The 25,587-nt window shown below is 67.8% G+C and carries 28 protein-coding genes; 11 read left to right on the forward strand and 17 right to left on the reverse strand.

Annotated elements, in window-relative coordinates; translation table 11 throughout:
• The first annotated feature begins 85 nt into the window (after positions 1-85).
• The 6 genes from AC0IZJ_RS18710 to sugE all read left to right on the forward strand — a co-directional run bounded on the left by AC0IZJ_RS18710 (position 86) and on the right by sugE (position 2,638).
• A complete protein-coding gene (locus tag AC0IZJ_RS18710) occupies positions 86-397 on the forward strand; it encodes an NIPSNAP family protein (protein WP_471852754.1) in 312 nt (103 codons plus the stop codon).
• Entirely contained in the window at positions 394-717 is a 324-nt protein-coding gene (locus AC0IZJ_RS18715; RefSeq protein WP_471852755.1) for an antibiotic biosynthesis monooxygenase family protein, read from the forward strand. The genes AC0IZJ_RS18710 and AC0IZJ_RS18715 overlap by 4 nt, the downstream gene beginning before the upstream one ends.
• Positions 714-1,403 (forward strand): ArsR/SmtB family transcription factor, encoded by a 690-nt coding sequence (locus AC0IZJ_RS18720; protein WP_471852756.1) that lies wholly within the window; start codon positions 714-716, stop codon positions 1,401-1,403. Before AC0IZJ_RS18715 ends, AC0IZJ_RS18720 begins: the two co-directional genes overlap by 4 nt.
• Before the next feature lie 62 nt (positions 1,404-1,465).
• Entirely contained in the window at positions 1,466-1,876 is a 411-nt protein-coding gene (locus AC0IZJ_RS18725) for a hypothetical protein (RefSeq protein WP_471852758.1), read from the forward strand.
• Positions 1,873-2,253 (forward strand): hypothetical protein, encoded by a 381-nt coding sequence (locus AC0IZJ_RS18730; RefSeq protein ID WP_471852760.1) that lies wholly within the window; start codon positions 1,873-1,875, stop codon positions 2,251-2,253. Before AC0IZJ_RS18725 ends, AC0IZJ_RS18730 begins: the two co-directional genes overlap by 4 nt.
• Positions 2,254-2,323: 70 nt before the next feature.
• The gene (gene sugE, locus AC0IZJ_RS18735) at positions 2,324-2,638 is read left to right on the forward strand and encodes a quaternary ammonium compound efflux SMR transporter SugE (protein WP_471852762.1); all 315 of its coding nucleotides are present in this window, start codon (positions 2,324-2,326) and stop codon (positions 2,636-2,638) included.
• Here sugE and AC0IZJ_RS18740 read toward each other — a convergent pair.
• The 7 genes from AC0IZJ_RS18740 to AC0IZJ_RS18770 form a co-directional block, all read right to left on the reverse strand.
• Positions 2,635-2,961 carry a hypothetical protein gene (locus AC0IZJ_RS18740; RefSeq protein ID WP_471852764.1) on the reverse strand — a complete coding sequence of 109 codons (327 nt, stop codon included), beginning with the start codon at positions 2,959-2,961 and terminating at the stop codon, positions 2,635-2,637. The two genes, sugE and AC0IZJ_RS18740, sit on opposite strands and share 4 nt — an antisense overlap.
• 17 nt (positions 2,962-2,978) lie before the next feature.
• Entirely contained in the window at positions 2,979-4,487 is a 1,509-nt protein-coding gene (locus AC0IZJ_RS18745) for a SpoVR family protein (RefSeq protein ID WP_471853017.1), read from the reverse strand.
• 89 nt (positions 4,488-4,576) lie between these two features.
• Complete coding sequence (locus AC0IZJ_RS18750; RefSeq protein WP_471852766.1) at positions 4,577-5,857, reverse strand: YeaH/YhbH family protein; 1,281 nt, start codon at positions 5,855-5,857, stop codon at positions 4,577-4,579.
• 15 nt (positions 5,858-5,872) lie between these two features.
• Positions 5,873-7,795 (reverse strand): PrkA family serine protein kinase, encoded by a 1,923-nt coding sequence (locus tag AC0IZJ_RS18755; RefSeq protein ID WP_471852768.1) that lies wholly within the window; start codon positions 7,793-7,795, stop codon positions 5,873-5,875.
• A 440-nt stretch (positions 7,796-8,235) separates the two neighbouring features.
• The gene (locus AC0IZJ_RS18760) at positions 8,236-9,126 is read right to left on the reverse strand and encodes a ParB/RepB/Spo0J family partition protein (protein WP_471852770.1); all 891 of its coding nucleotides are present in this window, start codon (positions 9,124-9,126) and stop codon (positions 8,236-8,238) included.
• Positions 9,127-9,140: 14 nt separating this feature from the next.
• On the reverse strand, positions 9,141-9,662 hold the full coding sequence (locus AC0IZJ_RS18765; RefSeq protein WP_471852772.1) for an RBBP9/YdeN family alpha/beta hydrolase: 522 nt from the start codon (positions 9,660-9,662) through the stop codon (positions 9,141-9,143).
• A gap of 5 nt (positions 9,663-9,667) precedes the next feature.
• Positions 9,668-10,363 (reverse strand): SDR family NAD(P)-dependent oxidoreductase, encoded by a 696-nt coding sequence (locus AC0IZJ_RS18770; protein ID WP_471852774.1) that lies wholly within the window; start codon positions 10,361-10,363, stop codon positions 9,668-9,670.
• Positions 10,364-10,482: 119 nt separating this feature from the next.
• On the opposite strand from AC0IZJ_RS18770, the gene argC reads away from it, so the two are divergent.
• Genes argC through AC0IZJ_RS18795 form a run of 5 tightly spaced genes read left to right on the forward strand, consistent with a single transcriptional unit; the run spans position 10,483 to position 16,544 of the window.
• Positions 10,483-11,430, forward strand: a complete 948-nt coding sequence (argC, locus tag AC0IZJ_RS18775) for an N-acetyl-gamma-glutamyl-phosphate reductase (RefSeq protein WP_471852776.1) — start codon at positions 10,483-10,485, stop codon at positions 11,428-11,430.
• Between the two features lie 60 nt (positions 11,431-11,490).
• Positions 11,491-13,929 (forward strand): hypothetical protein, encoded by a 2,439-nt coding sequence (locus tag AC0IZJ_RS18780; RefSeq protein WP_471852778.1) that lies wholly within the window; start codon positions 11,491-11,493, stop codon positions 13,927-13,929.
• Positions 13,926-15,284, forward strand: a complete 1,359-nt coding sequence (locus AC0IZJ_RS18785; protein ID WP_471852780.1) for an esterase/lipase family protein — start codon at positions 13,926-13,928, stop codon at positions 15,282-15,284. The genes AC0IZJ_RS18780 and AC0IZJ_RS18785 overlap by 4 nt, the downstream gene beginning before the upstream one ends.
• 54 nt (positions 15,285-15,338) lie before the next feature.
• Positions 15,339-16,136 carry a DUF6445 family protein gene (locus AC0IZJ_RS18790; RefSeq protein WP_471852782.1) on the forward strand — a complete coding sequence of 266 codons (798 nt, stop codon included), beginning with the start codon at positions 15,339-15,341 and terminating at the stop codon, positions 16,134-16,136.
• A 30-nt stretch (positions 16,137-16,166) separates the two neighbouring features.
• Complete coding sequence (locus AC0IZJ_RS18795; protein ID WP_471852784.1) at positions 16,167-16,544, forward strand: VOC family protein; 378 nt, start codon at positions 16,167-16,169, stop codon at positions 16,542-16,544.
• A 9-nt stretch (positions 16,545-16,553) separates the two neighbouring features.
• On the opposite strand, the gene AC0IZJ_RS18800 is transcribed toward AC0IZJ_RS18795, so the two are convergent.
• The 10 genes from AC0IZJ_RS18800 to AC0IZJ_RS18845 all read right to left on the reverse strand — a co-directional run bounded on the left by AC0IZJ_RS18800 (position 16,554) and on the right by AC0IZJ_RS18845 (position 25,519).
• Positions 16,554-18,791, reverse strand: a complete 2,238-nt coding sequence (locus AC0IZJ_RS18800) for a beta-glucosidase (RefSeq protein ID WP_471852786.1) — start codon at positions 18,789-18,791, stop codon at positions 16,554-16,556.
• 64 nt (positions 18,792-18,855) lie between these two features.
• Positions 18,856-19,923 (reverse strand): pirin family protein, encoded by a 1,068-nt coding sequence (locus AC0IZJ_RS18805; RefSeq protein ID WP_471852788.1) that lies wholly within the window; start codon positions 19,921-19,923, stop codon positions 18,856-18,858.
• Between the two features lie 50 nt (positions 19,924-19,973).
• Positions 19,974-20,996 (reverse strand): OmpA family protein, encoded by a 1,023-nt coding sequence (locus AC0IZJ_RS18810; RefSeq protein ID WP_471852790.1) that lies wholly within the window; start codon positions 20,994-20,996, stop codon positions 19,974-19,976.
• A gap of 115 nt (positions 20,997-21,111) precedes the next feature.
• Complete coding sequence (locus AC0IZJ_RS18815; RefSeq protein ID WP_471852792.1) at positions 21,112-21,804, reverse strand: extensin-like domain-containing protein; 693 nt, start codon at positions 21,802-21,804, stop codon at positions 21,112-21,114.
• Between the two features lie 42 nt (positions 21,805-21,846).
• Positions 21,847-22,341, reverse strand: coding sequence for a GNAT family N-acetyltransferase (locus tag AC0IZJ_RS18820; protein ID WP_471852794.1), 495 nt, complete (start codon positions 22,339-22,341; stop codon positions 21,847-21,849).
• Positions 22,338-23,093: a GNAT family N-acetyltransferase gene (locus tag AC0IZJ_RS18825; RefSeq protein ID WP_471852796.1), complete on the reverse strand. Its 756-nt coding sequence runs from the start codon at positions 23,091-23,093 to the stop codon at positions 22,338-22,340. Before AC0IZJ_RS18825 ends, AC0IZJ_RS18820 begins: the two co-directional genes overlap by 4 nt.
• Positions 23,090-23,740, reverse strand: coding sequence for a hypothetical protein (locus AC0IZJ_RS18830; RefSeq protein ID WP_471852798.1), 651 nt, complete (start codon positions 23,738-23,740; stop codon positions 23,090-23,092). Before AC0IZJ_RS18830 ends, AC0IZJ_RS18825 begins: the two co-directional genes overlap by 4 nt.
• Positions 23,737-24,285, reverse strand: a complete 549-nt coding sequence (locus tag AC0IZJ_RS18835; RefSeq protein ID WP_471852800.1) for a GNAT family N-acetyltransferase — start codon at positions 24,283-24,285, stop codon at positions 23,737-23,739. The genes AC0IZJ_RS18830 and AC0IZJ_RS18835 overlap by 4 nt, the downstream gene beginning before the upstream one ends.
• Complete coding sequence (locus AC0IZJ_RS18840; RefSeq protein WP_471852802.1) at positions 24,278-24,727, reverse strand: hypothetical protein; 450 nt, start codon at positions 24,725-24,727, stop codon at positions 24,278-24,280. Before AC0IZJ_RS18840 ends, AC0IZJ_RS18835 begins: the two co-directional genes overlap by 8 nt.
• Positions 24,728-24,745: 18 nt before the next feature.
• Entirely contained in the window at positions 24,746-25,519 is a 774-nt protein-coding gene (locus tag AC0IZJ_RS18845; RefSeq protein WP_471852804.1) for a ParA family protein, read from the reverse strand.
• Positions 25,520-25,587 lie beyond the last annotated feature (68 nt).

Raw genomic sequence — 25,587 nt, forward strand, 5'->3', positions numbered from 1 at the left:
GGGATCACAGTTCGTTGCACAGCGAAGCATCGTGGTGCCGCGGCCGCCCACACTGGGTGCGTCTCATCACGTCAACAGCACCGCCATGGCCCACATCACCTGCTTCATCCGCTACGAACTCGATCCCTTCCAGCGCGAGGCCTTCCGCGAGTACGCGCGGAACTGGGGCCGCATCATTCCCCGCCTGGGCGGCCGGCTGCTCGGCTACTGGCTGCCACACGAGGGCACGAACTACGAGGCCTGGGGCTTGGTCGGCTTCGACTCCCTGGCCGCCTACGAGGCCTACCGCGCGCGGCTCAAGGCCGACCCCGAGGCGCGGGCCAACTTCGAGTTCGCGCAGGCGCAGCGCTTCATCCTGCGCGAGGAGCGAACTTTCTGTGAGGATGTGAAGCCATGATCGCCGTCATCTTCGAAGTCCAGCCCACCGAGGCAGGCCGCCAGGCCTACCTGGACCATGCCGCCGCGCTGAAGCCGCTGCTGGAGCGCATGGATGGTTTCATCTCGGTGGAGCGCTTCCAGAGCCTGACGCAGCCGGACAAGCTCTTGTCGCTGTCCTTCTGGCGCGACGAGGACGCGGTGCGCGGCTGGCGCGAGATGGAGCGCCACCGCGAGGCGCAGGCGGCAGGGCGAGGTGGGCTGTTTGCAGACTACCGGCTGCGCGTGGCCGACGTCGTGCGCGACTACGGTTTGAATGAGCGGGAGCAGGTGCCGCGATGAGTGCAGAGCCCCGCCTCGCCCGCGTTGCCGCTGCGATTGCCGACCCGACGCGTGCGCGTGTGCTCGCCCGGCTGCTTGATGGCCGCCTGCACACGGCGGGCGAGCTGGCCACGCATGCCGGCGTCACGGCCGCGACGATGTCCGCCCACCTGAAGCTGCTCGTCGACGAAGGGCTGGCACGCGTGAGGCCGCAGGGGCGGCACCGCTACTTCGGCCTGGCCGACGGCGACGTGGCGCATGCGCTGGAGGCACTGCTGCGCGTGGCCGATGGGCGCGATGCCGAACCTGCAGCCGATGTGCGGCGTTGGCAGAAGCCGGATATGCACGGGCTGCGGCATGCGCGGAGTTGCTATGGTCACCTGGCCGGCGAGCTGGGCGTGCAGTGGCGCGAGGCGCTGCTGGCCAAGGGCTGGGTCAGGGCTGCGGCGGATGGGCGGTATGAAGTCAGCGATGCGGGCCGTGAGGCGCTGGCGGAGCTGATGCCCGAGGGCTTTGAGGCGAAAGGACGACTGCTCTACGACTGTGTGGACTGGTCCGAGCGCCGAGACCATTTCGCCGGGCCGCTGGCGGTGGCGTGGCTGGAGGCCATGGTGGACAAGGGCTGGCTGCGGCGCGTGGCCGATGCGCGCGAGCTGCGATTGACGCCGCCGGGCCGTCAAGACCTGATCGAGCGGCTGCTAAGCTAAATCGAATGGCTCGTTCCGACAAAGCATCTGTCATTCAGCCATTCAAGCGATAGAGGCACACCATGCCTCGTGCCTTGCTCCTGCTGATCGCCGCCTACTTCGCTGCCAGCCTTGCCCACTTCGGCCACAACGCGCAGTACATCGCCTTCTATCCCGGCATGCCGGCCTGGCTGACGCCGGGGAAGGTCTGGTTGTTCTGGATCGCCGTCACCAGCGTCGGGCTGGCCGCGTTGGTGTTCGCGCGACTGGGCCTGTCGGTCGTCGCGCTGTTGACCCTGGCCGTCTACGGCGCGCTGGGGCTGGATGGCTTGCTGCACTACACGCTGGGCTTGTGTTCGCAGCACACCTTCATCGCCAACCTGACGATCTGGGCGGAGGCTACGACGGGGCTGGCGCTGCTACTGGCGTCGGCGTTGCTGCTCGCTCGGCGCGCTGGCGCAACGTGGGTCTTGCCAATGGAGAAACGCACATGAGCAGCACTGAACCCGAGCTGGGCAGGATCTGCATCCAGGTCCACCCCGGCCGGGTGCCTGCGCTGGATATTGCCCGTCTGGCCGAGGTCAGCGAGGCCGTGGCCCGGCGCACGCCGGGCATCCGCGGCATCGACATCTCCGAGGGCGAAGAGGACGGCGCCTTCGTCAACATCCTGTTTGCCGCAGAGGACCCGTTGACCTCATGGCCCGCGCTCAAGGAGGCGCTGCTGGAATCGGCGGAATTTGGCGAGGCGCTGAAGCTGTCGTGCATGTGCATGTGCACGGGCGACGACGGCTGGGACGACTACCTGCTGCTGTACCACTTCGATCCGGCGGTGCCGCTGGATGACCTTCCAGCGGGGGCGGGCGGCACATAGCCCTTCGACCTGCGGCCAAGCGCCCGGCCGGCAGAATTCCGCCACTTCGTCATCACTCGGTACTCAAACCATGGCTTGGTTGTTGCTCGTCGTCGCTGGCTTGCTCGAGGTGGGTTGGGCCATCGGCCTGAAGTACACCGAGGGCTTCACGCGCTTCTGGCCCACGGTGGGAACCGTGGGCGCCATGGTGCTGAGCGTCGGCCTGCTCGGCGTGGCGATGAAGACGCTGCCGGTGGGCACCGCCTATGCGGTGTGGGTGGGCATTGGCGCGGTGGGCACGGCGGCCTTGGGCATCGTGCTGCTGGGCGAGGTGGCGAGCGTGGGTCGGCTGGCGAGCTTGGCGCTCATCGTGGCTGGGATCGTCGGCCTGAAGCTGGCGTCCTAGCGCTTCCGTCTGGGCGGGACCAGCATGACGCCGCGCTTGTGCGTCGCGACGTCCCATTCGTAGACATTTCGCGTGCCCTTGTCGACAACGTAGTGGCCGAGCAGGTGGCTGGCGTCGGCGGGCTCCTTGGGGCCGTCGAAGCGCAGCGTGAAAACAAAGTCGGCGTCCGTCGCGTGGCGCTTGCAGCGGTAGTCACCGCGCTTGTTCTCGCCAGCGAGATGCAGAGCCCGCGCCGTGCCGATGAGCTTGAGGCAGGCCTGGCGTTCGGTCAGCCCAGCCGCCTTGGCCGGGCCGGCGAGCAGCGCGGCCAGGGCCAAGGCCATGAGCGCCGCAACCCGCATCAGGTGTGCTGGGCCGGCACGTTCCAGCGGCGCGTCACGTCGCCGCGCTGGTTGACGCTTTCCAACTGCACGGCGAAGCCCCACAGCCGGCCGACGTGCTTGAGCACTTCCTGAGCGCTGTCGTGCAGCGGGCGGTTGAGGTGCTGCACATGGCGCAGCGTGAGCGAGCGGTCGCCGCGCAGGTTGACGTTCCAGACCTGGATGTTGGGCTCCCGGGTGGACAGATCGTACTGGCGCGACAGGGCTTGGCGCACGTGGCGGTAGCCGCCTTCGTCGTGGATGGCGCTGATCTCGTATTCGCTCTTGGCTTCGTCGTCGAGGATGGAGAAGAGGCGGAAGTCGCGCATGATCTTCGGACTCAGGTACTGGCCGATGAAGCTCTCGTCCTTGAAGTTGCGCATCGCATGGTCCAGCGTGGGCAGCCAGTCGCTGCCGGCGATGTCGGGGAACCAGTCGCGGTCTTCGTCCGTCGGGTTCTCGCAGATGCGCCGGATGTCGGTGTACATCGCGAAGCCGAGCGCATACGGGTTCAGGTTGGCGCCGGCCTGCTGGTAGACGACGTTGGTGTGGGACTTGAGCCACTCGATCATCATGCCGTCGCTCAGGTAGCCGTCGTCATACATCTGGTTCAGCAGCCGGTGGTGCCAGAAGGTGGCCCAGCCCTCGTTCATGACCTGCGTCTGCCGCTGCGGATAGAAGTACTGCGCGATCTTGCGCACGATGCGCACGATCTCGCGTTGCCAGGGGTCGAGCAGCGGCGCGTTCTTCTCGATGAAGTACAGCAGGTTCTCCTGCGGCTCGTCGGGGAAGCGGCGGCTCTCGGCGGCTTCGTCCGGGCGGTCGGGCTTCTTGGGCAGGGTGCGCCAGAGGTCGTTGATCTGCGACTGGGCGTGCTGCTCGCGGTCCTTCACGCGCGCCTGCTCTTCGGCCAGCGACAGCTTGGCCGGGCGGCGGTAGCGGTCGACCCCGTGGTTCATCAGCGCGTGGCAGCTGTCCAGCAGCGTCTCGACGGCGTCCAGGCCGTGGCGCTCCTCGCACTCGGCGACGTAGTTCTTCGCGTAGACGAGGTAGTCGATGATGGACGAGGCATCCGTCCACATGCGGAAGAGATAGTTGCCCTTGAAGAAGCTGTTGTGCCCGTAGCAGGCGTGGGCGATGACAAGGGCCTGCATCGCCAGCGTGTTCTCCTCCATCAGGTAGGCGATGCAGGGGTCGGAGTTGATGACGATCTCGTAGGCCAGGCCCATCTGGCCGCGCTTGTAGTTGCGCTCGGTGCTGATGAACTCCTTGCCGTAGCTCCAGTGCCGGTAGTTGACAGGCATGCCGACCGAGGCATAGGCGTCCATCATCTGCTCGGCGGTGATGACCTCGAGCTGGTTGGCATAGGTGTCCAGACCGAAGCGATCGGCCGTGTGCTTGATGACGGCGTGGTATTCCTCGATGAGGTCGAAGGTCCAGTCGTTGGGCGAGGGCAGCGGCAGGCTCGGCCGGTTGGCCAGCGGCTTCATGCGCTGCAGGGGCAGGTGCTGGCGCCGGTCACGCGTGCCGGGCGGCGGGTTGGCCGGCCGCTCATGGTGCCGGCGGTCCTCTTTGCTGCTCATGCGCTTGCCCCTTCCTTTTTGAACAACTCACGGAAGACGGGGTAGATCTGCGAGGCCTCCACGGCCTTGCGCATGGCGAAGTGGCGGGCATCGTCGGAGAGTTTCTGGTACTCCTCCCACAGGTTCTGCTCGGGCTCGGCGACCTGCACGTAGGCGAAGTAGCGGCACAGCGGCAGGATCTTGTCGGCGAGCAGCTCGCGGCAGCGGCCGCTGTCGTGGTGCCAGTTGTCGCCATCGCTGGCCTGGGCGCCGTAGATGTTCCATTCGGTCGGCGAGTAGCGGTCCTTGATGATCTGCTCCATCAGCACGAGCGCGCTGGAGACGACGGTGCCGCCCGTCTCCGTCGCGTGGAAGAAGTTCTGCTCGTCGACTTCCTGTGCCTGCGTGTGGTGGCGGATGAAGACGACGTCGATCTTTTCGTAGTGCCGCGTCAGGAACAGGTAGAGCAGGATGAAGAAGCGCTTGGCGAGGTCCTTGCGGCCTTCGTCCATGGAGCCTGACACGTCCATCAGGCAGAACATGACGGCGCGCGTCGTCGGCACCGGGATGCGCACGCGCGAGCGGAAGCGCAGGTCGATGGGGTCGAGGAAGGGGATGGCCTTCAGGCGCGCGAGCAGGTGCTGGATGCGCTCTCGCGTCTCGGCCAGCAGGCGCGGCGTTTCCGGGCGGTCTTCCTTGAGCAGCTCCTGCTCGCGCGCTTCGAGTTCGTGCAGCTCGCGGCGCTTGTCCATGCCCAGGGCAATGCGACGGCCCAGCGCCCCGCGCATCGAGCGCACGACGTGCAGGTTGGTGGGCGTCCCGTCAGACACATAGCCGGCGCGCTGGCTGCGCCACTCAGGCGTGTCGGCCAGCGTCGTGCGGGCGAGGTTGGGCAGGGCCAGGTCCTCGAAGAAGACCTGCATGAACTCTTCCTTGGTGAGATGGAAGACGAAGTCGTCCTCCCCCTCGCCGGAATCGCTGGCCTGCCCGCCACCACCGCCACCGCCCTGCCCGCCTTTGGGCTTGGCGACGCGGTCTCCCTTGACGTACTCGGTGTTGCCGGGCCGCACGACCTCGCGCACACCGCCGTCGCCGTGGCCGAAGACGGGCTCCGTGAGGTCCTTCTTCGGAATCCGCACCTCCTCGCCGCGCTCCATGTCGCGGATGCCGCGGCCGTCCACCGCGCGCTTCACGGCCTCACGGATCTGGTCCTTGTGCCGGCGCAGGAAGCGCTCGCGATTGCCAATCGACTTGTTCTTGCCGGAGAGGCGTCGGTCGATGATCTGTTGCAGGGACATCAAACGCCTGCTTTCTTAACTGCTCTTCCTCACCCGCAGATACCACTCGCACAACAGCCGCACCTGCTTGGCCGTGTAGCCCTTGTCCACCATGCGCTGCACGAAGTTCTCGTGCTTCTTGGCGTCCTCGGCGCTGGCCTTGGCGTTGAAGCTGATGACGGGCAGCAGCTCCTCGGTGTTGGAGAACATCTTCTTCTCGATGACGGTGCGCAGCTTCTCGTAGCTTGTCCACAGCGGGTTTTTGCCCGCGTTGTTGGCGCGCGCGCGCAGCACGAAGTTGACGATCTCGTTGCGGAAGTCCTTCGGGTTGGAGATGCCGGCCGGCTTCTCGATCTTCTCCAGCTCGCCGTTCAGCGACACGCGGTCGAAGACCTCGCCGGTGTCGGTGTCGCGGTACTCCTGGTCCTGGATCCAGTAGTCGGCATAGGTCACATAGCGGTCGAAGATGTTCTGGCCGTACTCGCTATAACTCTCCAGATAAGCGGTCTGGATCTCCTTGCCGATGAACTCGGCGTAGCGCGGCGACAGCTGCTCCTTGATGAATCCGACGTACTTCTCTTCCAGCTCCTTGGGGAACTGCTCGCGCTCGATCTGCTGCTCCAGCACGTACATCAGGTGCACGGGATTGGCAGCGACTTCCGCCGAGTCGAAGTTGAAGACCTTGGACAGGATCTTGTAGGCGAAGCGCGTGCTGATGCCGCTCATGCCTTCATCAACACCGGCGTAGTCGCGGTACTCCTGGAAGCTCTTGGCGCGCGGGTCGGTGTCCTTGAGGTTGTCGCCGTCGTAGATCTGCATCTTGGAATACAGCGACGAGTTCTCGGGCTCCTTCAGGCGCGTGAGCACCGCGAACTGGCTCATCATCTTCAACGTGCCCGGGGCGCACTTGGCCTCGGCCAGCGAGGAGCTGCGGATGAGCTTCTCGTAGATCTTGACCTCCTCGCTGACGCGCAGGCAGTAGGGCACCTTGACGATGTAGACGCGGTCGAGGAAGGCCTCGTTGTTCTTGTTGTTGCGGAAGGTCTTCCACTCACTCTCGTTGCTGTGCGCCAGCACGATGCCGTCGAACGGGATGGCGCCGAAACCTTCCGTGCCCTTGTAGTTGCTTTCCTGCGTGGCGGTCAGCAGCGGGTGCAGCACCTTGATCGGCGCCTTGAACATTTCCACGAACTCCAGCAAGCCCTGGTTGGCCAGGCACAGGCCGCCGGAGTAGCTGTAGGCGTCCGGATCGTCCTGCGCATACGTTTCCAGCTTGCGGATGTCGACCTTGCCGACCAGCGAGCTGATGTCCTGGTTGTTCTCGTCACCCGGCTCGGTCTTGGCCACGCCGACCTGCTTGAGCACGCTGGGGTAGCGCTTGATGACCTTGAACTTGCGGATGTCGCCGCCGAACTCATCCAGGCGCTTGACGGCCCACGGCGACAGCACGCGGTTCAGGTAGCGGCGCGGGATGCCGTAGTCGCGCTCCAGCAGCGGGCCGTCCTCGGTGATGTCGAAGAGGCCGAGCGGGCTCTCGTTCACCGGCGAGCCGGCGAGCGCGTAGAACGGCACGTGCTCCATGAGCTGCTTGAGCCGCTCGGCGATGGAGCTCTTGCCGCCGCCGACAGGCCCGAGCAGGTAGAGGATCTGTTTCTTTTCCTCCAGCCCTTGCGCAGCGTGCCTGAAATAGGACACCACCTGCTCGATCGCTTCTTCGAGCCCGTAGAACTCGGCGAAGGCCGGATAGATCTTGATGGTCTTGTTCGCAAACAGCCGCGACAAGCGCGGGTCGTTGCGCGTGTCGAGCATCTGCGGCTCGCCGATGGCCTGGAGCATGCGCTCGGCAGCTGTGGCGTAGGCCAGGGGGTTTCTCTTGCACTCTGCGAGGTAGTCCTCCAGCGAGAGCTCCTCAACCTTGCTGCGCTCGTAGCGCTTTGCAAAATGACTGATGACGTCCATGCCGATCTCCTGCGGTTTGAACTCCACAGGGTCACAGGCACGATCCGTGCCCATGATCAGCTGGGGGGTTCTGATCGCGCCTCAACTGCAAGGCGTCATCAGAACTCTCCACTCGGGTGCTCGGCAGCTTGGGTTGCTCCGAGACCTCGTCCATCACGAGAATAAGCGCTGTACGTCCACCAACAAATCTCGTCGAGTTTTCGTTGACAGGGCGAGCCCAGCATACGCCCGGGTTTTAGGCAAGACCTGGCACTTTTCGGGGAAACCGCACGAACGAGGGGGCCTTGTGGCGCCCCTCAGACAAGCGTGAAGAAGTGTTGAGCAGCCCCGCCCGAAATGCCGCGGGGCAGCAAGGTCATCCGCACGGATCCTAGTGTTGGATGCGCCGCCATGGTCCGATGTCGGACGCCACCGCATTGCGCGGCGGCGGTGCAGCGGCGCTAGCCGCCGCGCAGCTTGTCGAGCAGGCCGGACAGCGCGTCCAGCGAGTCGAAGTGGATGGCCAGCTCGCCGCTCTGGCCGCGCTTGCTGCTCTTCTTCACGCGCACCTCGACGGTGGCGCCGAGGGCGTCGGCCAGCTCTTCTTCCAGCCTCAGCACGTCGCGGCTCTTGTCGCTCTTCACGCGCAGCAGCGGCGTCTGGCGCGCGGCGCCTTGGTGCCTTGCGACCAGCTTCTCGGCCTCACGCACGCTGAGCTTCTTGGCGGCGATCTCGGTGGCTGTCGTGATCTGCGTGGCGCCGTCCAGCGGCAGCAGCGCGCGGGCGTGGCCCATGTCCAGGTCGCCAGCCATCAGCATGTTCTGCACCGGCGCCGAAAGGTTCAACAGGCGCAGCAAATTGCTCGCCGCGCTGCGCGAGCGGCCCACGGCCTGCGCGGCCTGTTCGTGCGTCAGGCCGAATTCGTCGGTGAGTCGTTTCAGGCCCTGTGCTTCCTCCAGCGGGTTGAGGTCTTCACGCTGGATGTTCTCGATCAGCGCCATCGCGGCGGCCGACTCGTCGGGCACTGCTTTCACCAGCACCGGCACCTCGCGCAGGCCCGCAAGTTTTGCGGCACGGAAGCGCCGTTCGCCGGCAATGATTTCGTAGCTCACGCCGCCATGGGGGGCGATGGGCCGCACGAGGATGGGCTGCATGATCCCCTGCGCCTTGATCGACTCGGCCAGCTCGTACAGCGAGCCCTCGTCCATGCGCGTACGCGGCTGGTATTTGCCTGCCTGCAACTGTTCGAGCTTCAGCACGGAGGGCAAGTCGGTGGCGGGCGCCTCGCTGACCTTGGGGCCGAGCAACGCTTCGAGGCCGAGGCCGAGGCCTTTGGGTTTCTTGGTGACCATCGCCGGATTCTCGTTCAGAGACTCATCAGCAACTCCCGGCCCTCCGGCCAGTCGCCCAGGCCAGACTCGGCATTCAGATGACCACATGGCCCGGCGATGACCACGCTGGCGCCCCAGTCGGCCGCCATCAGCGTGCTGCGCTCGGGCGCGCAGAAGGGGTCGTCACTGCTGATGACCGCAATGCTGGCAAACGGCAACCGCGTGCGACGGATGGGACGCCAGTTGTGCAACTGGGGCGGCATGTCCTCGCGCTCCGTGTCGGGCGGCGCCACAAGCAGAGCGCCGGCGACGCGGGCGGTGTGTTGCGAATGCTCGGCCCAGGCGGCCACGAGCTGGCAGCCGAGGGAATGCGCTGCCAGCAACACCGGCTGGTCGTTCTCCAGCAGCACTTCGTCCAGCCGCGCCATCCAGTCGCCGCGGCGGGGCCAGTCCCAGTCGTGCTGTTCCACGCGCCGGTCGCCGTGCAGGGCTTCCCAGCGGCTTTGCCAGTGGGCGGGGCCGGAGTTCTGCCAGCCGGGGAGCAGGAGGACGCGCATCGCCCTCAGAGCGCAGCGAAATCCTGGGCGCTGACCCAGCGGCCGCTGGCCCCGTCGGTCGCCAGCACCGGCACCAGCGCGCCGGGCAGCACGCTTTCCACCGACCCCGGCGCGTTCGGGCCGCCCAGGTCGGTGCGCAACCAGCCGGGGTCGAGCAGGTTCATCGTCACCCCGGTGCCTTGCAGCTTGGGCGCGGTGTCGTAGACGAACTTGTCCAGCGCCGCCTTGGAGGCGGCATAGGCCATCAGCTCGGGCTGGTCCTTGATGCCCGACGTGACGTTGACGATGCGTCCCCAGCCCTGCGCCACCATCTTCGGCAGGAAGTGGTTGCACAGCAGGATGGGCGCCACCGTGTTGACGCGAAAGCTCAGCTCGTACTCGGCCGGCACCACGGTCAGGTAGTCCTCGTGGTAGGGCGTCATCACCGCCGCGTTGTTGTAGAGGATGTCCAGCGTGCCGCAGATCGCATCCACCGCGCCTGCCAGACGCTGCACGGCGGCGCTGTCGCTCAGCTCGGCGGCCACCTGATGGACCGTGACGCCCTGGCCGCGCAGGCGACCGGCGAGCGCGGCGGTGGCGTCGATGCTGCGGCTGTGAAGGATCAGCCGACAGCCTTCGCCAGCCAGCGCCTGGGCGACTTGCTGGCCGATGCCACGGCTGGCGCCGGTGATCAATGCCCAACGGTCAACAAGTGGTTTCATTCAGCAGGCTCCGGCAGACGACAAAGGATTCCATTATTCCCGTGCGGTTGCTGGGAACGCCTGTCACGGCGTATCTCGTATTCTTCGATCTTTGGTTTGTTGGCCGACGGAGAGAGAGCATGACGTTCAAGGTGTTTGTGGATGGCCAGGAGGGCACGACCGGCTTGCGGATTCACGAGTACCTCGCGGCCCGCAGCGACATCGAGGTGTTGAAGATCGACGCCGACAAGCGCAAGGACCCCGCCGAGCGCTCGCGCCTGCTGAATGCTGCCGACGTGGCCTTCCTGTGCCTGCCAGACGTGGCCTCGCGCGAGGCGGCGTTCATGATCAACAACACCCACACCTGCCTCATCGACGCCAGCACGGCGCACCGCACGGCACCGGGCTGGGCCTTCGGCCTGCCGGAGCTGGCCCGCGGCCAGCGCGGCGCTATTCAGGCCAGCAAGCGCATCTCCAACCCGGGCTGCCACTCCAGCGCCTTCATCCTGACGGTGCGGCCGCTGGTGGATGCCGGCCTGCTGCCGCGCGATGCGGCCGTCAGCGCCACATCCATCACCGGCTACTCGGGCGGCGGCAAAAGCATGATCGCCGAGTACGAGCAGCAGCCGCTGCCGGCCCAGCTGCAGGCGCCGCGCCCTTATGCGCTGGGCCTGAAGCACAAGCACCTGCCCGAGATGGCGGCCCACACTGGGCTGGCGACGCCGCCGGTCTTCCAGCCCATCGTCGGCCCCTTCTACAAGGGTCTGGCGGTCAGCGTGCCGCTGCACCTGAGCCAGCTGAAGGCGGGCACGACGCCCGAGCAGATTCACGCCGCGCTGGCCGCGCACTACGCAGGCGAGCGCTTCATCAACGTCAAGCCGCTGCGCGATGCCGCCACGCTGGACGCCGGCGCCTTCGACGTGCAGGCCTGCAACGACACGAACCGCGTGGACATCTTCGTGTTCGCCAGCGACACCCAGGTGCTGCTGATCGCCCGCCTGGACAACCTCGGAAAGGGCGCCAGCGGCGCGGCCGTGCAGTCGATGAACGTGCACCTGGGGCTGGAAGAGTCGCTGGGTCTCGTCTAGGCGTTGTGCGACAGCGCAGCGTCGCGATACTGCGGGCCTTCTCGATGAAGAGGCCTGTTCGTGAGCACATCCGGCAAAGCGCTTGAAAACACCCAGCTGCCGCCCGAGCATGAGCGGCTGCTGGACGCCGTGCACATCGCCCGCCCCGGCGACGCGCTGGGCCTGGCCGTTGCGAGCGTGGACGCCCGCTCGCGCCAGACCATGGCCCAGCAGGCGCTGCGCTGGACCTATCTGCTGCGCTCCCGCCAGCGCTGGCTGCGCGACGCCAAGGTGCGCGACCAGCACCAGGCCGACGCCGCCGAGACCCTGCGCATCCTGGGCCTGGGCCCGGCCGAACTGCAGGCGCTGGGCGAGGCGCAGATGCTGGTCGTGCGCGTGCCTTTCCAGCACGAGGCGATTTGCTGGGAGGGCCGCATCTTCCCGTGGGAATACGTGCTGGCCGCAGCCACGCGCGAGCAGCGCCGCGCCGCCGCCAAGGGCCCCAAGCCGCTGACCGTCATCCGCGAGCTGCAGGTGCAGCACGAGGTGGAAGGCGCGTGGCAGCCGGTGCCGCGCGCGGCGGTCGTCTTCCCGGCGTGGAAGGACTTCCGCGTGCTGTTCGTCAACGCGCTGCCGACCGAGTTGTGCGAGCGCTGGACGGTCGACGCCGAGCTGAAGAACCTGGCCGCCGCGCTGCCAGCCGACGTGCCGGCACCGCGGGTGCTGAACTACCCCAGCCTGGAGGAGCTGACCACCGAACTGGCTGCGCGGCCGCCGCATCTGCTGCACTTTGCGGGCATGGACAGCCACCAGGGCCTGCGCGAGCTGGGCTCTTTGATCGGCAAGGCAGCGATCGTCGAGGCGCCGGACTCGGACGCTGCCGACGCGCCCAGCCGCGTGCAGCTCATCGATGACCTGCTGGCCGATTCGCGCCGTGTGCTGGACGGCCTGCTGCTGCGCGGCGGCAAGGGCTATCCGCGCCTGGTGCATGCGCAGGCCCTGTCGCAGGCCATGGCGGCGGCCGTGGGCGGCACACCGCCCTACCTGACGACGCTGAACGTCTGGAACAGCGCCGCCCGGCTGGCGCCGATGCTGATCGCCGAGGGCGCCACGCGCGCGGCGCTGGGCTTTCAGGACGCCTTCGAGGACTCGCTGGCCGAGTACGCGATCACGCAGCTGCTGCGCCAGCTGTTCAGCACGGGTTTCGACCTGCCCAAGGCCTTTGGCAACGTGTGGGAGGAGGTGAGGGCGCTGCCCGAGTCGGTCGACGCGACCGGCGTGACGCTGTGGCTGGACGGGCCGGTCTTTGTCGACGTCGCCACCAAGGCGGAGCACGAGGCCCGTCGCGCGATGGCGGCTGCCGAGCGCAAGCCGGTGTCGAGCGAGGTGCGCTGCGCCATCGAGCCCTTCCCCGAACTGAACTACGCCGTGCTGCACAACGCCCAGCCGCTGTTCCGCCGCTTCGTGCTCAGCTGCGACGCGCCCGACCGGGCCGAGCCGCTGGACGTGGAAGTGGCCGTGCACATGGGCGCCGAGGAGGCGCGCTACGAGCGGCGCGTCGTCATGCAGCACGAACGCGAGAACCTCACCAAGGACATTCATGTGCCGCTGACGGCCGACGTGGCGCGCGGCGTGCACGAGGCCATCAACACCAGCCTGCAGGTGCGCGTGCGCCAGGGCGAGAAGGTGCTGTATCACGACAGCCACCGCCTGCGCCTGCTGCCGGTGGACCAGTGGCGCGACAACCGCCGCGACGGCCAATGGCTGCCCTCTTTCGTGCTGCCGCGCGACCCGGCGGTGATGAGCGCCATCTCGCAGTCGCAGCGCTACAACCGTGTGCTGCGCGACGACCCGACGGCCGGCTTCGAGGGCTACCAGTGCGTGCCTGACAACGCCGTCTCGATCAGTGGTCGCATCGACGAGGAACTGCTGCTCGGCGTGGACCGCCAGGTCGAGGCCATCTGGGCAACGCTGCTGCACGACTGGCAATTGGGCTACATCAACCCGCCGCCCAGCTACAGCAAGAAGCTCGACTCGCAGCGGCTGCGCATGCCCTCCACCGTGCTGGCCGACCGCGCCGGCACCTGCATCGACCTGGCCCTGCTGTTTGCGGCCTGCCTGGAGCTGGTGGACATCTACCCGGTCGTGTTCCTGCTCGAAGGCCATGCGCTGCCGGGCTGGTGGCGCCACCCGTCCTTCCGCGAGGAGTACATGCAGATGACCGGCAACTACAGCGGCGCCGTGCAGGCCGACGCCAGCGGCAGCTCCGCCGCCAACGCGCAGGCGGTGCCGTGGCACGCCGGCCGCGCGAGCTGGGACGAGGTGCGCGGCCTCATCCTCGACCGCAAGCTGGTGCCCATCGAGACGGTGCGGCTGACCGAGCACTGCGGCTTTGTCGAGGCCATCGAGGCCGGTGTCGAGGCGCTGAGCGACCGGGCCGACTACGACTCCATGCTGGACATCATCACGGCCCGGCAGCGGCAGATCACGCCGTTGCCGCTGTTGAGGGACGACCAATGACCGCCGCCAGCCAGACGTTGTGGGCCGAGGTGGGCGACCAGCTCGAAGTGCCCGCGCCCGGCGGCGAGGCGGGGCGCGCGCCCATTCAGCAACGCCGCCGTCGGGGCTTCGACGCGCAGGCTGCGGACGGCCGCGCCGCCGTGCGGCTGCTGCGCGGTGATGGCGAGGACGGCCTGTTGCGCTGGGTCTACGAGCCGCCGGTGCGCCAGCTCGGCACGCAGGGCCGGCGCAGCTGGCGCGCGTTTGCGCCCGAGTCGCGCGAGACCGTGCAGCGCATCGCTTTCCCCGAGCTGGGCGCCAACCAGCTGACCGACGCGCTGCGCAACCTGGACCGCCGGCTCAACCCGGTGCTGGCCGCCATCACGTCGCCCGCCGAAGGCCTGCGCCGCTGGAACGGCCAGGCCTGGGCGCCGATCGCTTCGGCTGAGCTGGCCGCGTTGACGGGCCGTGTGCTCGTGCTCGTGCACGGCACCTTCAGCGCCAGCGCGATGTACGCCAAGGAGTTCACCGCCACGGTGGACGGCGAGACGCTGCTCCAACGCCTGGCCGACGCCAGCGGCACTTACAACGCTGTGCTGGCCTTCGACCACCCGACGCTGAGCGTCGCACCCTGGCTGAACGCGCTGGCCTTGCGCGATGCCTTGGCGCCCTGCCCGGCCGAGTTCGACTTCGTCGGCCACAGCCGCGGCGGCCTCGTCATCTCCTGGCTGCTGCGCATGGCGCCCGAACTGCGCGCCCGCCAGGCGCTGTTCGTCGGCTCACCGCTGGCCGGCACGTCGCTCGCCGCGCCCGACAAGCTGCGCCAGGCGCTCGACACGCTCGCCAGTTTTGCTGACGCGGTGGCCGAGGTGGCCTCGCAGGCCCGCAAGGTCGCGCCGCCCGGGTTGCAGGTGCTGGCCCTGGGCGTGGGCGGCCTGGCCTGCGTGCTGGGCAAGGTGCTGGAGCTGGGCGCCCGCACGCCGCTGACCGATGCCGCCGTCGGCCTGGTGCCCGGCCTGCTGGCGCAAGGCCGCGTCAACAACAACCTGGAGCTGGCCCAGCTCTACCCGCTGCCGGGTGGGACGGAGGTGCGCGCCATCGGCGGCAGCTTCATGCCGGCCGAGGTCAACCAGCCGCTGTGGAAACTGTGGAAGCGCGTGACGAACCTCAAGGGCCAGGCGATGTACTACGGCGCCGACTTGATCTTCGACCAGCCCAACGATCTGGTCGTGGACAGCGCCTCGATGAACCGCCTGGGCGACCTGACGCTGACGGCGCCGCACTGGGAGGATCTGGGTGTGAGTGCGCAGACGCATCACACCAACTACTTTCAGGATCTGCGAGTGTTGAACTGGCTGGACCAGCGGTTGCGGTAAGCCCACCTCGGGAACGCTCGGACGCGGCGTTATGTATCGCGACACAATGGCGCCATGGCCCTTGATGACCGTCACCCACACCCCCGAGAGATCGCCCGAGACGAGCAGCTGTCCGCGCAGAGCGCCATGACCGGCAACGTGCTGCGCATCAACCGCGCGGCACGTCTGGAGACGGTGACCCTGGAGGGCGGCGCCCGGGTCTTCGTTATCGACGACTTCCTGCAGGATCCCGAGTCGCTCGTGAACCTGGCGCGTGATGGGGCGGCCGAGTTCCAGGTCATCCCCGGCCATGCCTATCCCGGCCCACAACGGGATCTGACGGGCGATGTTGCCGTCGAACTGGCCCACTTCTTCGAGCAGCAGATGCGCGCGCGCCTGGGCGCCAGGCGGTTGCTGGGGATGTATGCCCGCTTCGGCCGCGTCGTGCTGCCCGCCACGGAGCTGGACGCCCGGCAGCGGGTTTGCCATCGTGACGACATCGGTTTGTCAGCCGGCGAGTTGATGGGCGCCTGCGTCCACTACCTCTTCAAGGACGAGGCGCTGGGCGGCACGGTGTTCTTCCGCTCGCGGATGTCCGATGTCGACACGGTCCAGTTCTGCCGCGACGCCAACACGCTGGTCCCGAGCGCCTTCGGCGACAAATACGACATCCCGTCGGGCTACATGACCGAGAGCAACCGCTACTTCGAGGCCATCGGCCGCGTGGCCGCCCGATGGAACCGGGCCGTCTTCTACGACGGCGGCATCTTCCATTCCGGCGACGTTGGTAAAGCGCCGCCAGCCGCCTACCTCGAAGGCGCGGGCCGGCTGACGATCAACGCCTTCTTCAAGAGCCAGCGGCCCGACCGCTGAACGTCGCGCGCCCACTGGAAGGCTGATCCCATGTTCGACCACGTCAAATTCGGCGTCAGCGACTACGCCGCGAGCAAGGCCTTTTTCCTTCAGGCGCTGGCGCCTTTAGGCGTCCTGAAGGGCGGCGAAGGCGAGCCGTCGTACGGCATCGAGCTTTACGTCGACGGCCAGGTAGCCACGCTGTGCTTGTTCGAGACCAAGGAAAAGCCCGCGCAGCTGCACATCGCCTTCGTGGCGCAGACGCGCGAGCAGGTCGACGCGTTCTACCGCGAAGCGCTGGCGGCCGGCGGTACGGACAACGGCCCGCCGGGCCTGCGCCCGAAGTACCACGCGAACTACTACGCCGCGTTTGTCATCGGCCCGGACGGGCACAACATCGAGGCGGTTTGCCACGCGCCCGAGGCCTGACCGGCAGGCTCAGCGCCGCAGCTGCGCGGACGTGAACCGGCGGCCGGCCAGCGCCAGCTTGGTGGTGGCGCGGATGTCGTCCGACCCCGCGCCGAGCTGCACTTCATAGGTGCCCGGTGCGATGACCCAGTCGCCGGTCGACTCATCGAAGGTGGCCAGCAGCCGCGGGTCGACCGTGACCGCGCTCGTGGCGGTCTGGCCTGGCTTCAACGCCAGCTTGCCGAAGCCGACCAAGCGCCGGGGCGCTTCCCACTTGGCGCTTTGCGGCGCGCGGACGTAGACCTGGCCCACTGAGGCGCCTTCGCGGTTGCCGGTGTTCTTGATGGCGAACTTGACCGTCACGGGCGCGTTGGCCTTCTGGTCTGCCTTGAGGCCGCTCAGCTCGAAGCTCGTGTACGACAGGCCATGCCCAAACGCGTACAGGGGCTTGTGACCATGCAGGTCGAACCACTTGTAGCCGACCGCCGCGCCCTCGGTGTAGCGGACCGTGAACAGCGGGCCTTCCGACTTGCCGCCGATCTTGGGGCGGACGAGTTGGTCCGTGCTGGCGGGGAAGGTGAGAGGCAGGCGGCCCGACGGGTTGACCTCGCCGGTGAGGATGCGTGCGATGGCCTCGCCGCCATTGGCACCCGGGTAGAAGGCCGCCAGGATGCCCTTCACGTCCTTTTGCCAGGGCATCAGGACCGCGCCGCCGCTCTCGACGACGACGACCGTGTTCGGGTTGGCCTTGGCGACGGCGCTGACGATGGCGTCCTGGTTGCCGTCCAGGTTGAGCGACGGCGCATCGAGCGACTCGGCCGTCCACTGGTGGACGAAGACGATGGCGACATCGGCCGCGGCGGCTGCCTTGGCTGCGGCGTCGACGTTGGTACCGGCATCGAAGGCGAACTGCGTGGCGGGCAGCTGCTTCTGCAAGGCCTTCATCGGCGATGACGGCTGCCACACCTGGGTGAGCCAGCCGCCGGGGCCGAGGCCCGGCACGGCGTTGCCGCCGATGGGCGTGACGACGGCGGAGCCGCCGCCCGCGAGCACGGCCTTGTCGGCGTAGCTGCCGATGATGGCCACGCGCTTGGGCGCCGCCAGTGGCAGCACGGCGGCTTCGTTCTTCAGCAGCACCAGCGACTGCTCAGCCGCCGCCTGCGAAACCAGCGCGTGGGCGGCGTAGTCGATGGGTCCGGTCTTGAGCGGGTGATCGACCACGCCCTTGTCGAACATCGCCCACAGGATGCGCCGGGCCATGTCGTCGATGCGGGCCAGCGTCACGGAGCCGTCGTCGACGGCGTCACGCAGCGGCTTGGCGAAGTAGGGCACCTTGTCGAAGGGAAAGCCAGACTGCTGGTCCAGCCCGCCATTGGCGTCCTGCACCGTCGAGTGCACGGCGCCCCAGTCGGACATGACATAGCCCTTGTAGGCCCAGTCGCCCTTGAGCACCTTGTTCTGCCAGAAGGCGTTCTGGCAGGCGTAGACATCGTTGATGCGGTTGTACGAGCACATCACCGAGCCGGGGCTGCTTTTCTCGATGGCGAGCTCAAAAGCTAACGCGTCGCTCATGCGCAGTGCGGGCTCCGAGATCTGCGCGCTCACCAGCGTGCGGCCGGTCTCCTGCGCGTTGATCAGGTAGTGCTTGACGGTCGAGATGATGTGGTTGGCCTGCACGCCGCGGATCAGCCCGGCGCCCGTCTCGGCGGCCAGCAGCGGGTCTTCACCCGTGTATTCGAAGTTGCGGCCGTTCTGGGCCTCGCGGGCCAGGTTGACACCGCCCGCGAGCATGACGTTGAAGCCCGATAGCCGCGCCTCCAGGCCAATCATCTTGCCGCCCGCCTCGGTCACGCGCGGGTCCCAGCTGGCGGCGGTGGCCAGGGACGAGGGCAGGGAGGTGCGTTCCAGATAGGGGTTGCGCACGCCGATGGAGGCGTCGGCCTGGTACTGGGCCGGGATGCCGAGACGCGGGATGCCGGGGATGTAGCCGGCCGAGCCGGGGATGACCTTGGCGGCGACTTCCTTGGCGTTGACGCCGGGGATGATGGTGCTGTCCACCTGCGCGAGCTGGTCGCCGGACGCATAGCCGAACAGCAGCAACAGCTTCTCTTCCAGCGTCATGGCCTTGAGCAGCAGTTCGGTGCGCTGCGTGGACGTCCTGGCCTTGTCCAGCCAGGGCTGGGCGTCGGCGGCGAGCAGCGGCGCCGCTGCGGTGCTGAGCGCCATTGCCACAGCCGTGGCCAACAGGGAAGCGTGCATTGATTTCATGGCGACAGGCGCGCCACCACGAGGCGTGGCAGCGCTTTCAATAGCTGAGAAGGCGGGGCGGACTCTACAGCGCTGGCGGCGCCGTCTGCTCTTGCGCCGCATGCCGCTCGGTGCGGCCATCCACATGCCGCGCAAAGCGCCCGCCGTCGTCGCCGTGGACAGGCGCGGCATCGGGCCAGGGCCAGCCGCCGAACTCGGTGCGCCGGTAGTCCTCGAACGCCTGCCGCAGCTCCTGCTCGGTGTTCATGACGAAGGGGCCGTACTGGGCAACCGGCTCGCCGATCGGGCGGCCTTGCAGCATCAGCAGCTCGGCGGGTTCCGCGCCGTTGACCAGGGTGACGGCGGCGCCCGCCCGCAGCTCGATGGCGGACTTCACGTCCACCGCCCGGCCGTCGACGCTGAGGCGCGTGCCGGCAAAGAAGTAGAGCTTGCGGCGTGTGCTGTCGCCGGCCGCCGCGGGTAGCGTCCACTGCGCGCCAGGTTCGAGCTTGAGCGTCCAGATGGCGACGTCCGAATGCAGGCGCGAGGCCCAGGAGTCCGGTGGCGGCGCGAGCGGCTGGGCGATGCCTCCCGGCACGGGCAGGGCACCGGCCATGCAGACGACCTCGGTGCCGCGCCCCTCCGCGTCGACGAAGCGGTGCTGCGGGATGTCCTGCGACCAGAACATCGTGAAGTGCGGCTCCACCATCTTGCTGTCGGCCGGCAGGTTGAGCCAGATCTGGAACAGCTCCAGCGGGTTGGGCCGGTCGATGTGCAGCAGCGGGAACATCTCCGCGTGGACGATGCCCTTGCCGGCGGTCAGCCACTGCACGTCGCCACCGCCGAAGCGCGCACCGGCGCCGAGCGAGTCGGCGTGGTCGACGCGGCCCTGGCGCACGATGGTCACCGTCTCGAAGCCGCGGTGCGGGTGGGCGGGAAAGCCGGGCACCTGCTGGCCGTGGTACATGCTCCAGCCGTCCTTGCGCGAAAAGTCCGAGCCGATCTGCCGGCCGGCCAGCAGCGCCGCGTCCGGCCCGTAGCGGCCGTTGCCGCGCGGGTAGGCGTCGTCGTGGTGGACGCAGAACAGGAAGGGGTCGAGAGTCTCCCAGGGGAAGCCCAGCGGCGTGATGGCGATGACGGAAGAGGGCAGCATGTTTCGCACCCTAACGCGAGTCGGCTGCCCTTGCAGGCGGCGAGGTCTCGCTACTGCGCCACCAGCTCCACGCGCCGGTTCCGCGCCCGGCCGGCGTCGTCGCCATTGCCGGCCACTGGCGCCAGCGACGCCAGCCCCTTGGGCACGACCCGCTTCGCATCCACCTTGTACGGCGCCGCCACCAGTGCCGCGACGACGGCCTGGGCACGGGCCAGGCTGAGCTTCTCGTTGGCGTCGAAGCCGCCGACGTTGTCCGTGTGGCCGACGATCCAGGCCTTCAGCGCGGGCTGGCTTTTCAGCAGCTCGGCCATGGCTTCGAGCTGGGCCTTGGACTCGGGCTTGAGCTCGGTCTTGCCGGTGTCGAAGAACAGGCCCGTCAGTGTGACGCGGCCTTCCGCCGCCAGGCCGGCCTGCAACGCAGCCGGGTCCACGGTGACCTGGCCGGTCTCCATGGCCTTGGGCTCGACGATTTGCAGATAGGTGGCGACGAGGCCCGTCGTCGCGTTGGCGGCCAGCGAGTTGTAGAGCAGCACATGGGCTTCATGGCCGGGCTTGCCCAGCGTGCCGACGAGCATGCGGCCGTCTTCGGGAGACAGGGCCGAGGTCAGGCCGTAGCGGCTGCCGGTGGGCGTCTCGACGTCGCCCTTGGCCCAGGTCATGCCCTTGTTGGGCTCGCTCGCTTTCCACCAGGCGAAGTAGAGGTCGGCGCACTTGCTTTCGCACGAGAAGCGCTTCTTGAAGCCGGCGGCGTTCAGCGCCTGCTCGTAGTTGCGCCACACCTCCAGCGACGCCTTGCCGCGCGGCGCGATGTAGAGGGTGCGCGTGACCCTGCCTTCCAGATTGAGCGGGTCCTTGAACTGGCGGTTGTCGCCCTTGGCCATTTCGGCGCTGGCGGGCAGCACGGCGGCATCCCAGTTGGAGACGCTTTGGCCGGCGAGCCAGGAGCCGGCGAAGCGCTTGATGAGGGGATGGTCCGCGGCGCCGGGCAGGTCGACGACGGGTTTGTCGGCCGCCAGCGCGGTGGACTGCAGTGACGCGGCGACGAAGGCGGCGGCCAAGGTCTTCAGTTGCATGGGCAGGACAGGGTCGTGGGGTTGGGCGGCATGTTGACCCAGCTCGCGCAACTCGCTGCCCTGGGGTGGGCCTGCAAACGTGGGAGGCAGCGCAGGCCCACACGGGGTCGCGTCTTCAACGGCAGGTTCGCCAACCGCCGGTTTCGAGGTGGAAGTGGTCACGATGCGCGGCGTTGTAGTCAGGTCCCAGGACGCCGTGGAACCAGCGGCAGGCGCCGCCGTGCGCCTCACGCAGGAAAGCGCCCTCGGCGCTGCCATCGTCCCAGTCGCGCTGGACGCCCACGCGACGGCCGCTTCTCAGCACGAAGCCGGTGACGTCGAGGGCTTCCGCCGTGGCATGGCGGCTGCGCTGGGCGCCTTCGCGCCCGTAGACATTGCGGCAGGCGTAGCTGCCCACGTGCTGAAGCCGGCGCACCGGCTCGCCGAGATGGCGCTGCGCCGCGTCGGCCAGCGTGTGCTGTTGCCACATGGCCAGTGCCAGCACCGATGGGCAGGACAGCGAGAACGCGTCGACGTCGACGTTGCCCATGCCAGAAACGCGCCATGCATCGGTGAAGCCGCAGCCTTCGCCGGTGCGCCGGTCGGGCAGCGGCTCGGCGCGCCAGGGCAGCGCCCGGACGAGTTGCGCGCAGCGCGGCGGGTCGCGCTGCGCGCGCGTGAGCTTGAAGCCGGTGAGCCAGTTGGGCGGGTCTTGAACCACCAGCGGCGCGAACGGGTTGTGGCGGTCAGGCAGGCGCCACCAGCCTTGCTGCCAGCCAAGTGCGGCCATCGCCACGGCGAGGAGCAGTCCGAGCCCGAAAAACTTCATGCGGGCCTCCTGGCAATCCGCGCGCCTCGGGGCGTTTGGCGCCTAGCGGCGAGCCAGTTCGTACCGGAATTCGACGCAGGGTTCGCCGCGGAACTCCGTGTCGATCTGCTGGACGAGCGGCACACCGAGGCGCTCCAGTAGTCGAATGCAGGCGATGTTGCGCGCGTCGGTCTGGGCGTGGATGCACGCGACCGGCGTTTCGTCGAACACCAGGGCAACGGCCTCGCACACGGCGGCGCTGGCAATGCCCTGACCTTGCGCGGCCCGGGCCAGCGTGAAGCCGAACTCGGCCTCGCGGCCATCGGCGCTGACGTAGACGCCCAGGTCACCGAGCAGTTGGCCGGTCAGCTCGTCGGCAATGCCGAGCTGCGTCCACTGGCCCGGCTGGAAGAGCGGCGCGGCCGCCATCTCGTTCAGAAAGGCCAGCGCCTGGGCGTCGGACTTGGGCACCCAACCCTGCCAGCGGCCCACGTCGGGGTCGTTGCGGTAGGCCTGGAAGGCGGGCAGGTCTGTGGGTTCGAGGCGGCGGAGCTTCACACCAACTCTTGTTCGGGGCTGCGGTAGTGGTAGCGGTAGGCGAAGACGAAGCCCATGCGCGTGTACAGGCGCTTGGCGACCTCGTTGTCGCTGCCCACCTGAAGATAGGCCTTGCGGGCGCCCTGGGCGTGGGCGAGGGCCAGCAGCGCGCGGCACAGGCGGTCCGCGTGGCCCTGGCGCTGCACGGCCGAGGCGATGTCGTAGAGGCCGACGATGTCGCCGTCCACGACCATCTGGCCGCAGGCGAGCAGTACGCCCGTGGCGTCGTTGAGCGCGAAGCCCTGGTAGGTGACTGGGGCGTTAGCAATGCGCTCGGCGTGGGCGGCTATTGCCCTCTCGGACGAGCCTCGCAGCGTGCCGACGAGGGCGGCGTAGGCGTTGGCGTCGAGGGCCTGGAGGGCGACTGGTGCGGGCTCAGGAGTCAGGGAGCCCAGCACCATCACATCGGCCGCATCGAAGGCATTCCAACCCTTGGCAGCCAGGCGCGCGTCCAGGTCGGCAGGCTGGCTCCAGGGCGTCACGCGCACGGCCAACGGCAGGCCGGCGGCGTCATAGGCCTGCTGGCAGCGGGCCAGCAGGTCGTCCAGCGGCAAGCTGCCCTCGCGCAGCGCATTGATGCAGCGCGAGCGCTTGGCCTTGCCCGGCGACAGGCGGATCAGCCAGCCGTCGATGTCGGCTTGCTGCGGCGGCGCGCTGGCGTCCAGGCCGGCGAGTTCGGCGCGCAACGCCAGCAGATCGAGTAGCGGGTTCACTCGAAAACGCCGCGGGCCTTGAGGACGCCGCGCTTCTTTGCTTCGAACAACTCCGCCAGCGGCGTGCCGCGCAGGCAGATGGCGCCTTCCGGTGTGATCTGCCAGTCCGTGGCAGGGAACCACTCGGCGATCTGCTCGGGTGTCATGTCCCGCAGCGGTTCGACAACGGGTCGTTTGAGCGCGACAGGCTGGGCTGTGCTTGGGCCGCGCCGGGCTGGTGGCTCGAAACGGTCGGCCGACCCGCACCCCACCAAGGCGCCGTTGACGGTTTCATGGACGGGAAAGTATTGGTACTTCTGGTGGATCCACCGGCCGTCACTGGCCTTGGATACGAACAGCAGCACCTGGTCGTACCGGGCGAAGCGCGGCCGGCCATAGTGGTCGAACGCGTCGAAACGGATGATCGGTCCGTCGTACTGGCCGTAGACCGCTTTCAGCACGCGGTATTCCGCATGGAAAGCGGCGTCCATGACGATGCAAACCTGTTCGAGGGGTGGGTCTGGTTTGGCGCCGCAGCCTTGCGGTTCGAACGCTTCGACGCTGATCTTCTGACCGACAAAGGCGAACAGGTTGGCGTCTGCGCCGCAAGCAGCGCTGGCAGCCAGCGTCAGCAGCAGTGCGGCAAGGGCGTGCAGAGACCTGCTCATGGCAGTTGCAGCAGCAACGTGGGCTGGCGCCACACGCAACGCCACTCCGCAAGAGTCGCGCCGCCGAGTCCATCGGTCATGCCCTGCTCGGCGAACTCGGCGCCCATGCGGGCGTAGAAGCGCTTGGCGGGCTCATTGCCGTCCAGCACCCAGAGGAAGAGAGGTTGCGTGTGCTGCGGACCGAGCTGGGTCGCCACGGCCTGAAGCAGCCGCCGGCCAATGCCGCCGCCCTTGTGCTCTGGGTGGACGTGCAGGTTGTCGACCAGCGTGCCCCAGACCGGATCGTGGTGCAACAGCACATAGGCGAAGCCGATCATGTCGCCCGTGGCATCTTCGGCCACGACGCCAAAACCTGGCGCGGTGGCCGGGCTCAGCAGGCGTTCGCGCCAGACGGATTGGCGGTCGGCGACGACATGGTTGTCGAGGAAGTCGTCGGTCAACATACCGCCGTAGGCGCTGCGCCAGCTGGTGGCGTGGAGTAGAGCGACGGCGTCGGCGTCGGCCAGGGTCATCGGGCGCAGCGTGGCGCTGGAGGCCTTAGACATGCACTTGAATCTGCCGCACAGGCGCGCCTATGGCGTCACCCAGCTGTTTCAGAGCTTGTTCGGAAATCCCGGCGACGTTCGGATTGACAGCCTCCAGGAAGAATCGGCCGAACGCGACCGGCCAGCCGTACTTCAGCCCATTCAATGAAACGTCAGCGCCACAGCATGCTGCTATGACCCGCAGGTTCTCAAAGCCGCCGTCGGCAGCAGCCTCCATGGCGTCGCTCCACCAGTCCTCGGCATCGGCCCCACATGACTGGCAATGCGCGCCGGCCCAATTTCCGCCGGCATCCACAAAAACGACTCGCGCCTTGGTATGACTGACAACGTCGCTGGCCATAGGTAGCCAGCCGGAAAGTAGTTGCTTCGCCCGCGTTGCTTGATCGGCGCTCGGCACATGATCTGGGTCAACGGGAACGTAACGGAGCAGGGCGTCTGACATGGCAAGAGTCGCGGATGCCTATCGCATCGTCTCGATGCGAGCCACCATCTCCTTGGCGAACTCGACAAACGCCACGGCTCCCTTGGAGCTGGGGTCGAACACGACCCCCGGCAGCCCGTAGCTGGGCGCCTCGGCGAGCCGCACATTGCGAGGGATGACGGTGTCGAACACCTTGTTGCCGAAGTGAGTCTTGAGCTGGTCGCTGACCTGCTGCTGCAGCGTGATGCGCGGGTCGAACATGACGCGCAGCAGGCCGATGATCTGCAGGTCCGGGTTCAGGTTGGCGTGGATCTGCTTGATGGTGTTGACGAGGTCGGTCAGGCCCTCCAGCGCGAAGTACTCGCACTGCATCGGCACGATGACGCCGTGAGCGCAGCACAGGCCGTTCAGCGTCAGCATGGACAGCGACGGCGGGCAGTCGATGAGGATGAAGTCGTAGTCCGGGCCGGCGTCGGCCAGCGCGGCCTTGAGCCGGGCCTCGCGGCGCTCCAGCGCGACCAGGTCGACCTCTGCACCGGCCAGCTCGCGGTTGGCGCCGAGTACGTCGTAGCCGGCCTTGTCGGCTCGCGTCCTGGCCTCGGGCAGCGTGGCGGACTCCAGCAGCACGTCGTAGACCGTCAGCTCCAGCTTGCGCTTGTCAATGCCGGAGCCCATGGTTGCGTTGCCCTGGGGGTCCAGGTCGACGACCAGGACGCGCTGGCCGATCTGTGCCAAGCCGGCGGCGAGGTTGACGGTGGTGGTGGTCTTGCCGACGCCGCCCTTCTGGTTGGCGATGCAGAAAATCTTGGCCATGGGTTCTAGTTCTCGACTGCCAGCATCGTACCGGCGAGAGGACGGGCCGCCTCTCGGGCGCGACCCGT

The organism is Roseateles sp. AC306 (genome assembly GCF_979253795.1).